Source organism: Jannaschia seosinensis, assembly GCF_001408515.1.
In the GTDB taxonomy this organism is placed as follows: domain Bacteria; phylum Pseudomonadota; class Alphaproteobacteria; order Rhodobacterales; family Rhodobacteraceae; genus Jannaschia; species Jannaschia seosinensis.
In genome coordinates this window covers 1-8,613 of sequence record NZ_CYPR01000131.1, presented here as the reverse complement: position 1 = coordinate 8,613, position 8,613 = coordinate 1, and the positions used below count along the sequence as shown (strand labels likewise).

At 60.1% G+C, this 8,613-nt stretch carries 9 protein-coding genes; 2 read left to right on the top strand and 7 right to left on the bottom strand.

The window, feature by feature from the left end:
* From tnpB to JSE7799_RS10315, 7 genes are all read right to left on the bottom strand, one after another.
* Positions 1–157, bottom strand: a 157-nt coding sequence (gene tnpB, locus JSE7799_RS22035) for an IS66 family insertion sequence element accessory protein TnpB (protein ID WP_144431652.1), incomplete at its 3' end; no start/stop codon positions are given.
* Between the two features lie 58 nt (positions 158–215).
* On the bottom strand, positions 216–554 hold the full coding sequence (locus tag JSE7799_RS19785) for a transposase (protein ID WP_245624858.1): 339 nt from the start codon (positions 552–554) through the stop codon (positions 216–218).
* A 1,054-nt stretch (positions 555–1,608) separates the two neighbouring features.
* Positions 1,609–2,982: a glycine cleavage T C-terminal barrel domain-containing protein gene (locus JSE7799_RS10335; RefSeq protein WP_245624857.1), complete on the bottom strand. Its 1,374-nt coding sequence runs from the start codon at positions 2,980–2,982 to the stop codon at positions 1,609–1,611.
* A gap of 249 nt (positions 2,983–3,231) precedes the next feature.
* Positions 3,232–3,354: a hypothetical protein gene (locus JSE7799_RS22030; protein ID WP_275934896.1), complete on the bottom strand. Its 123-nt coding sequence runs from the start codon at positions 3,352–3,354 to the stop codon at positions 3,232–3,234.
* A 521-nt stretch (positions 3,355–3,875) separates the two neighbouring features.
* Positions 3,876–5,150 carry a nitric oxide synthase oxygenase gene (locus JSE7799_RS10330; protein WP_083480461.1) on the bottom strand — a complete coding sequence of 425 codons (1,275 nt, stop codon included), beginning with the start codon at positions 5,148–5,150 and terminating at the stop codon, positions 3,876–3,878.
* On the bottom strand, positions 5,150–6,547 hold the full coding sequence (locus JSE7799_RS10325; RefSeq protein ID WP_222101740.1) for a B12-binding domain-containing radical SAM protein: 1,398 nt from the start codon (positions 6,545–6,547) through the stop codon (positions 5,150–5,152). The genes JSE7799_RS10330 and JSE7799_RS10325 overlap by 1 nt, the downstream gene beginning before the upstream one ends.
* A 370-nt stretch (positions 6,548–6,917) precedes the next feature.
* Positions 6,918–8,132, bottom strand: a complete 1,215-nt coding sequence (locus JSE7799_RS10315) for a glycosyltransferase family 4 protein (RefSeq protein ID WP_083480459.1) — start codon at positions 8,130–8,132, stop codon at positions 6,918–6,920.
* Positions 8,133–8,260: 128 nt separating this feature from the next.
* Here JSE7799_RS10315 and JSE7799_RS22025 point away from each other — a divergent pair, with 128 nt between their 5' ends.
* Both JSE7799_RS22025 and JSE7799_RS22475 read left to right on the top strand, forming a co-directional pair.
* The gene (locus JSE7799_RS22025; protein ID WP_275934895.1) at positions 8,261–8,389 is read left to right on the top strand and encodes a hypothetical protein; all 129 of its coding nucleotides are present in this window, start codon (positions 8,261–8,263) and stop codon (positions 8,387–8,389) included.
* Between the two features lie 54 nt (positions 8,390–8,443).
* Positions 8,444–8,613: helix-turn-helix domain-containing protein (locus tag JSE7799_RS22475; RefSeq protein WP_442354840.1), on the top strand; the 170-nt coding region annotated here is incomplete at its 3' end.

Sequence of the window (8,613 nt, the reverse complement as noted above, 5' to 3'; positions counted from 1 at the left end):
GATCGCCCCGACGTCCTCGGAAGCAAAATATCTCCCCGGCATATGGATCACGCCCGAGGCCTTGCTGCACCTGCAAGGCCAGCGTGTTCATGCCCTTCCGCATGTCAGTCACGCCGCCCGCGATCCACACCTTTGCGCCTGCCGGAAACGCGATCATGCCCGTTCCACCACCTGGATGAGCCGCGCAAGGGTCGACGTCTCGGTCGAGGCGGCGGTCACGAGGCGACGTCCGTTCGGCAGGATGATCTCCACCCGGTCATGGCTCGTGTCATCCGCCCGAAACTGCGCATGGTGGTTGCTGGCTCGGCGGCGACTTCCGGCCTCACGGTAACCGCCGTGAAATGCGCCCGGTCCCCATTGCCGATCAGAAGGCCCTCACGTGCCAGGCGACGCCACCGTGTGAGAAGCGAACGAGAGATCTCGTAGCGTCGTGCCGTCGCTGCTGCCATCCGAGGCGCCGCATAGCTCTCCTCAACGATCCGCACCTTCTCGGCGTCAGTCCACCGACGCCGCCGGCCGGTATCCGTGACCGAAAGAACCTCTACTTGGGACATGAAGCTATGGTCTGTCATAGCTTCATGCTCTTAAAGGCAGCCGGGTGGGTCGGTCAGACGGCCCTCGGCGGAGGCATACGGTTTCTCTCATCCCCGGCCGCATCATCACAGCCACCCCGGTCCCGTAGGGACCGGGGCAGGCGTCTGCGCCAGTAGTAGCCGTTTCGGCGGATCTCGAGATGCGGTGGCAAGCTCCGATTCCGGGGCATGAACATGCCCTCCTGTGCACACGATGTGCACCGCCGAGTGCACCCGAATGTGCACCTCGTCGTCGAGCTCCGACTCCGGATCTCGGAAACCCTTGGATTTCAGTAGCTTGCTGGGATTTTGGCTCCGGCGGTAGGGTCCGGAGCGCAAATCTCAACGCACTGAAATTGCGACACTTTTCCGGAGCGACTCCTGTGCGACTCCGCAGTGTGACAGCATATGTGCCGTAACCTGTGCCATCAAGCAAGGGCGGGCCTGAACGCCCGCCAGCTTCACGTTCCGGCTTCCCCGCCTGCGTGAATATCTGAGAATTCCAGGGCCTTGGTGATCGGACACGCGGCACGTCAGTCCGGCTAAGACCGGAGACGGCAAGTGACGTGCCGCAGCTGATCCCCTGCCGTCGTCAATCAGGTATGTCTCAGATCGCTTCCTCCAAGCTCAACTGCCGGTCCAGGGCTTGTCGAAAGAGGCCGATGACGTAGGGGAGTTAGCCGCTGTCGGGGGCGTACATCATCAACGCCCATGGCCACCACCATTGCCTTGGGCGCGTAGGGCCAATCCGCCCGTCTCGTGCTTCAGGATCGCCATGTCGTTGACGAACTTAACCGACACTCGCAACCGCGCGGCGGTTGTGTGGTGCAAATTCCCTTCCTCAAGAAAGTGACTACGCGTTCACGAGGCGCCAGAGGAAGTTGCCAGCTTATTGTTGCCCCCCATATCTGCTCTGCAGAAGGGAGCCACAGATCAAGCCTGATGGAAATACTGAATCGGGAAGGCCGCAACACGCTCTCATAGAAGCGTCAACTCTGCCACCACAGTATGGGACTGAATACCTAACAATACACAATCACGTTGCGTTGTCAGTTGGTCCGGCTTTCCCGCGCTCACGGGCGCTTGGATTGATCGAAGGTCGGAACGGAAGGTCCACGACCTTGCCCGAGGCAGGCATTCCCGGTGCTTCGGCATATTCGTCCGGCAGCGCAATTGACAGCCGTGCTCCGGGAGTCGCCTTATCGCCCGGCACCCAGCCCAGTGCGATGTTGCAATCGAGCTCAGGCGAAAACCAAGCGGAGGTAATGTAACCGATCGGAGTTCCGCCGTCCTCCGGCAAAATCAGCCAGAAGTCCGGCGCGTAATCAACCACCGGCTGTCCGTCAAAGGTCAAGCCAGCCATTATCAGGCGAAACGGGTTCCGGCCCGCATCAAGTTCCATTCGCTGCGCCTCAAGCGCTCGGCGACCGACATAGTCCACCGACTTTTCCCGCGGCACCTGATAGGAAAGGTTGCACTGGAAAGGTGACACATGTTGGTCGATATCCTGCCCCCAAGAAAGGATACCAGCCGCAATCCGCCGGTGATGTGCCGGCGCGGTGACGACAAGCGAGTGGCGCTCACCTGCCATGATTACGGCATTCCAAAGCGCATCGGCGTCTCGCGTTGCCTCCCGAAGATAAATCTCGTAGCCTTTTTCTCCGCTAAAACCGGTTTGGGAGACGACGACGTTACAATCGGCAATTTTCGCCTCCAGCATGCCGTAATACGGAAGCTCGCTTATCTCTTCGCCGAACATCTCAACCATAAGTGCTTCACTCTTCGGACCTTGGATTTGAAGAGGCGCAACGTCAATTTCGCCAATCATGACATTCATCCCGAGGCCAACATTGACTCCTCGAAGCCACAACTCAAGATCGCTGTCGGAAATGGAAAACCAGAATTCGTCATCCGAAAGCCTCAGCAGAACGGGATCATTTATGATACCGCCGTCTTCATTGCAGAGGATAACGTATTTGCCCGTCATCGGCCGGATAAGAGTTGCGTCGCGCGTTATGAGCCGATTTACGAAGGCTTCCGCGTCCGGCCCCTTGATCCTGATTTGCCGCTCCACTGCGACGTCCCAAAGCGTGACGTGATTTACGAGCGCTTCGTACTCGGCCATCGCACCGCCGTCTTGTGGCCGGACGTAGCCGCGGGGGTGGTACATCCGGTTGTAAACGGTCGCGCGCCAACAGCCGGCAGCGTGGCTTAAGTGCCAGAAAGGCGACTTCCGCACGCGCGTCGAAATCAGCATCTCGACCGGCGTGGGTCCGGACTGCCGAAGATTGCGCGGTACGCTTCGATCGGATTGGTCCAGATTTTCCGGCTGCACTGCCGAGAATGTAGTGGACGTTGCAACTCCGTTGCTACCAGCACTCATGTCGGCTTCTCCCATCGGGTTTCGCATGATGGTAACTCGCCCAGAAGGTCAATCCAGCCTCAATCCGACCACCGGAAGAAATGCCCCAACCCACTATGGCCAAAAAGAGATTCCTTCTGACCGCCTTTGTGCCGTAACCTGTGCCATCCGGCGAGCATCCCGGGAAGTGGTGTAGGCGAGCGGAGCAAGCCTTTGTTCGCCATCAATGGTGTGGATGGACTCTGTTGCGCAGATTGGCTGAGGGTCGAACTTCCCCTTCCCCCGGACAGACTTACCTCACGGCTTCCTTGAAGGAGTGCCGAACTTGTTGTATTCATGCAGGAAGGCGAAGCTGACCTTAAGTTCTGTATTCTGGTGGTCGAAGTCCCGAGACATGAGGCGTTTCCCCAGCAGTTTCATGCAGAGCTTCCTCGTCTCGTCTCGTCTCGTCTCGTCTCGTCTCGTCTCGTCTCGTCTCGTCTCCGGCGGTGGTATCCGCTCCGTTTTCACCAGATCGCGCAGCCCAAGGATATCGAGGGCCGTAGCGCGCCGCGGCGCCGGGGGTGGCGTCGATCACCTTCGCAACGATCTCGCCTGATCCGAACTGATCCGGGACTCAGTCATCGCCTTCCAAGCGTTCCAAGTCCATATCACGGATCCACGGCTTATCGGTTTCTTAGGCCGCGATGAGCCCTTCATCGAAGCGCGTGATTGGCCGGTCGCAGAGGGACATGGAGGCGTCGACTTCAATGCCACTTTGCCAGATGTCCGCTCACGACGCTCCTCCTTAACAGGCTGCTGAAAAAGGAAATGGACCTCGACGAACTGCATCAGCCGTCTCGAAGGGATGACAAGATATTGTGCGCAGGCGCTTCCAAAACCGATATGATGTGTCGTCGTAGGAGTCGAAGATGGGCACTCAAGACTTTTTCAGCAGCCTGTTAATGTTCCTGCCGGAGCCGCGCACGATGCCGAACCCTTTCGTAGATATTTCGTAGCCGTGATTGGCGACTATTCCAGGGATGAGGCATGAGACGGGCACCGTCGGTGCCGCGGCTTCGATAAAAGTTCGGAACGGTGCGCAGGTCCGTCATGTCGTGGTGAAACACCTCGCACGCGCTGGATGCCTGCGGTGGCACGAGCCAGGTCCAATCGCCGGACACGCGTCGACCCGTCGCGCTTTCGCGCGCGAGAAACTGCATGAATTGGTCGCTGGCCGTATGGTGGTCGACCATCGTGACCCCGGCGGCCTGATACGAGTGAAGTACCGCGCGGTTGAGTTCCGTGAGCGTTGCATCCTTCCAAAGCGTCTCGTGTGAGTCCGGATCGAGCTGGAGACGACGCGCGGCCTTGGGCAGAAGGTCGTAGCGCCCGCGATCCGCGAAATTGCGCGATGCAATTTCGGTGCACATGTAGAACCCATTGAAGGGTGCGCAGGGATAGTCGATGCCGCCAATCGTGAGGATCATGTCGCTGACGACCGGCACCGCATACCACCGCAAGCCCATGGCGGCGATCTCCGGGCAATGCGGGTGCGTGATCGGCACCTCGCGCACCAGCCCGGAAGGTAGATTGAACAGGTGTCGCCGCTCATCGGCATCGCGGATCACGACAGGGAGGATGTCGAACGGCCCCTTGCGATCCGGAGGGTTCCACCCGAGCGACTGTGCGACGCGCGTCGCCTCGATCGCTTTGCGGTCTCCGATCACGCATCCGCCTTCGTCGAGGTACCCCGCATATCGGATCAATTGAGCGCTCTCCACGTAGCTGGGCCGTCTTCCCGGCTGCATGGGCGGGTAGATTGAGATGATCGACCGGATGCGCCCGTCTCCGGTTGCGTCCTCAAGGTGACGACAGAGATCGGAGAAGATAGCCTCTGGTTCACTGGTGTTCCTTCGGTCCCGCACCAGAAGGCTGTCCCAGAACAGCCGACCAATGCAGCCGGCGTGGTTCCGCCAGGCCAACTTGGCCCCGAAGGCCAGCTCCTCGGGCGTATGATCGTAGTGGCCATGCCGCATGAGGGCGCGCCGGACCTCCGCCCACCGGCGCTGAAAAGAGGGCGCGTTCGCGTGATGCGATCGCGCGTGAAGCTCCAGAAAGGCACGCGCCTCGTCGAGACGGTCGAGCCACGACAGCCGGCGCAGACGATGCGAAAGTGCACCGGCGCCACGAACATGATCCCGGCCAGCCGCCTTACGTCGCCAATGCGTCACCATCACATGAGTCCGTCGAATTGCCGCGCCATCTCGCGCAGCGGTCTTCGATTGATCTCATAGACGGTTCTCAGCGCGCGGGCCTTTGCGCGCCGGTAGGCCCGGTCAACCACGCGCCTGTCGTAGAGGCCCTTGGCTCGCCGGGAGTCCATTCCGGTGAGGCGCAGGGCTTCGACATCGCTGCTCTTCTCCATCAGGGCGCGATGGATCGGGGTGTCCAGCGGTACCATGAAATCGTTGAACCGGATGCGGTCGACAAAAGGCGAATTCCGCTCGAGGAAGTCTGCTGTCGCCTCCATGTCCTCGGCCGTTTCGCCCGGATAGCCCTTGAACATCGTGCAGCGCACCGAGAGTCCTGCATCATGCGCATTTCGCAGGAAGTCCTCGTTTCGCTCGACCGAACAGCCCTTTCGCATGGCGTCGAGCAGGCGCTGGCTGCCGCTTTCCAGGCCGAAGCTGATGCGGCGCATCCCTCCGGACGCGGCAGCGAAGAGATCGTGCCGGGAAAGGCCGTTGTCCCGACGCTGATCCACATGCACGGTGCCGACCCACTGCGCGCCACGCACGTAACGTCGCAGGTCGCGAGCAATTCCCCGAAACATGGCCGGGTGGGAGTTGAGCTTCAGGTCGAGGAACATGAAGTCCTTCGACCCGTAACGCTCCGCCTGAATTTGCATCTCCACGAGGACGCTCTGTAGGCCGCGGGTCCGGAACTTGCGACCGCTCGCTGAGATCACGTCACTGCAGAATGTGCACTTGTCCCACTGGCAACCGCGCCCGGCGAGAATGGGCACGATCCGGTTTGGATAACGGTCCCACGGAAAGTCGTCGAAATCCGGGAAGTAGCTGTCGTCCAGAGCACGGAGTGGCGGTGCGGCTTCCGTTCGGGTCCCATCCGGGAAGGTCAGACCCGGAAACCGCGCAAGCTTGTTGCCATCGCAGATCGCCTCGACCAGATCAGCCAGATAGGGTTCGACTTCACCTCCGGATACGGCCGCGACTCCGGGCAGAGTCCGCCAGGTCTCCGCCACTCCAGTCAGGTTGAACATTGGGCCACCAAGGAGCACCGGGACGCCTTTGCGTTCGGCGAGACGCCCAATGCCCCTGACGGTGTGGAAATGGTCCAGATAGGCGGATAGAAGAACCGCATCTGTCCCTGAAGAGAGTGCCGCCTCGACTTCCCGCAGGACAGCCGCACGCGGTCGCTGCGCCAACCATTCCCGGGGCTCGCGAGCGCAATTGCGCAGCCATTTGATAAAATGGTAGTCAGAGAGGCGGATCCTCCGGTGGAGATGGTCCCAAAGCTGCTCCTGGCCTTCCCGCGCTGCGGCAGGAAGATCGAGAGCAAGCGGACAGATCACTTTGACGGCAAAGCCACGTGCCCTGAGCGTGGCCGCCAAAATCCCGACGGCAAGAGTGGGAAAGCTGGTAAATCGATTGAGGTCGACGAGAAGAACGCGTCGCACACGCGACGGCTGCGCAGTCGAAAGCTCTGGGAGGGATAATGCCTCCGAATCAAGGTCTCTTGATGCAACATTTTCCAAAGTAATTTCTCCACTCAAACAATCGCTGTTGTTTATTGCGTGGAGTCCAATTCGTCCATCTCTATTTTTCTTGTGTCTGCGCGCAAAGAATTAATCTGAGATTGCGGGGCCAGCGACTATAATTTTTAACCAGGAAAACGAGCCCGACGGCGGAGCATAAATTCTGCTAACATAAGGTGGCGCAGTAGATCTGTTCTCCGGAGAACCTTGCGATCTGAAACTGCACTCATGCAGTCTGGTCCTCACCTTCGGTGTAATCTGCAAACAGCAGGCGCAATTTGGTGGCGCTTTTTCGGATGTCGTGCATCTCCTCCACCCGGCGTCGGGCGACGAGGCCTTTCGCACGAAGTACATCGGGTTCTGCCGTGGCTACGCTTATTATCGCCGCAGACAGCGACTCAAGATCACCCGTCCGTACAAGCCATCCACACTCCGCATCGAGCACCTCGGGGATTCCCGCGACGGGTGGCGCAACGACAGGGCAGCACAGCGCAAGCGCCTCAAGGATGACGACCGGCAATCCCTCGGACAAAGTCGGGAGGATGAGGGCCCGAGAGTCTGCGATGGCGGCGCGGATGTCGGGCCCCGATCTCCACCCGAGAAGGCGGATACGGCCGCGCAGATCCAGTCGCTCGACTTCGCGTTCGATCTCGTCCCGCGTCTCTCCGTCTCCAATCAACGTCAGGCTCAGCCATGCATGTCTCCGAAGCGCCTCTGCCGCGGCACGAGGCAGTAGAACCTGACCTTTCCGCGGTGTCAGGCGGCCGATGCAGACGATGTTCCGCCCTGGACCTTTGCTCGCTCCGCGTAGAGAAAATTCATCCAGGTCAAGGCCGCAGCGCACCACGTGCAACTTGTCCCAGTGTTGCGTGCCGAGGTGCACCGCGAGCTGGCCGCGCGCGTGCTCCGAAATCGCCACGACGAAAGCAGCTTGCTCCATCTTCAACTTGAGGCGGAGGGTGTAGGCCTCGTCGAAGTCTTCAGGCCCGTGCGCGGTAAAGCTGAAGGTTGGTCCGCCCAATTCGTGCGCCAACAACGCAACAGTCGTCGCATTGCTGGCGAAATGCGCATGGACATGTCGAAGGTCGCGCCATCGCGCTTCTCGCTTGAAACGCACTGCTTCGAAAAGGTACGCGACCTTCCTGTAGTCTCGGAGGTCGGGTGTAACGAACCTGCACCACATCCGGAACGCTCGCCAAAAGCGCCTTGGGTTGTTCAGCGCCTCCACAATTGCACTCATCGCCAAAGCGATCGGATTGTCGAGAAGATAGGTCGTATTGCTCTGCTCGACGCAGTCTCGTGGGTCGACAAGTTGCTCGTCCCATCTTCGCATCGCGAACCTGTGAACAGCTACGCCCGACTTCTCGAGTTCCTCAATTTCACGACGGATGAACGTGGTGCTGGTAAGAGGATGAGTGTTCAAAAGATACGCGACTTTCACAATGGCCCTCGCAGTCGATACTTCACGCTAACCATCAGAGCCCTTGTTCGCCGTGACCTTCATCCACTCGTGCTGCTGGATCGGCGGCCTGCCTCCATCGGGTGGTCCAGTTTTCAGGGAGCAGAGCAATGGGGCGCAAGCCCGTCAAGGTTGTCGCCGTCGCGCTGGCCAATCGGATGACGCGGACCGTCTGTGAGAACGGCGGTGCAAAAGTCTGCCACGGTAGCGGCGGGATGAGCCTGCTGCGGGCGGCGTAAAAGTCGTCCACCTTTACCCTCTCTGGCGGCAGGGAGGGCGGGAGGATTTTCACCGTGGACTTGTATCGTAAGGTGCGATTGGCCTGTGCGGAGGGCATGAGCCAGCGGGCGGCGGCGCATCACTTCGGGATTTCGCGCGACAGCGTTCAGAAGATGTTGGCGTTCTCGATTCCTCCAGGATACCGGCGAACGGCGCCCGTGAAGCGGCCGAAGCTGGACGGGTT

Excerpts from the sequence above, each read along its gene's own strand:
- JSE7799_RS19785 (WP_245624858.1), bottom strand. The coding sequence starts at position 554 with ATGTCCCAAGTAGAGGTTCTTTCGGTCACGGATACCGGCCGGCGGCGT.
- JSE7799_RS10335 (WP_245624857.1), bottom strand. The coding sequence starts at position 2,982 with ATGCGAAACCCGATGGGAGAAGCCGACATGAGTGCTGGTAGCAACGGA.
- JSE7799_RS22030 (WP_275934896.1), bottom strand. The coding sequence starts at position 3,354 with ATGAAACTGCTGGGGAAACGCCTCATGTCTCGGGACTTCGACCACCAG.
- JSE7799_RS10330 (WP_083480461.1), bottom strand. The coding sequence starts at position 5,150 with ATGGTGACGCATTGGCGACGTAAGGCGGCTGGCCGGGATCATGTTCGT.
- JSE7799_RS22025 (WP_275934895.1), top strand. The coding sequence starts at position 8,261 with ATGGGGCGCAAGCCCGTCAAGGTTGTCGCCGTCGCGCTGGCCAATCGG.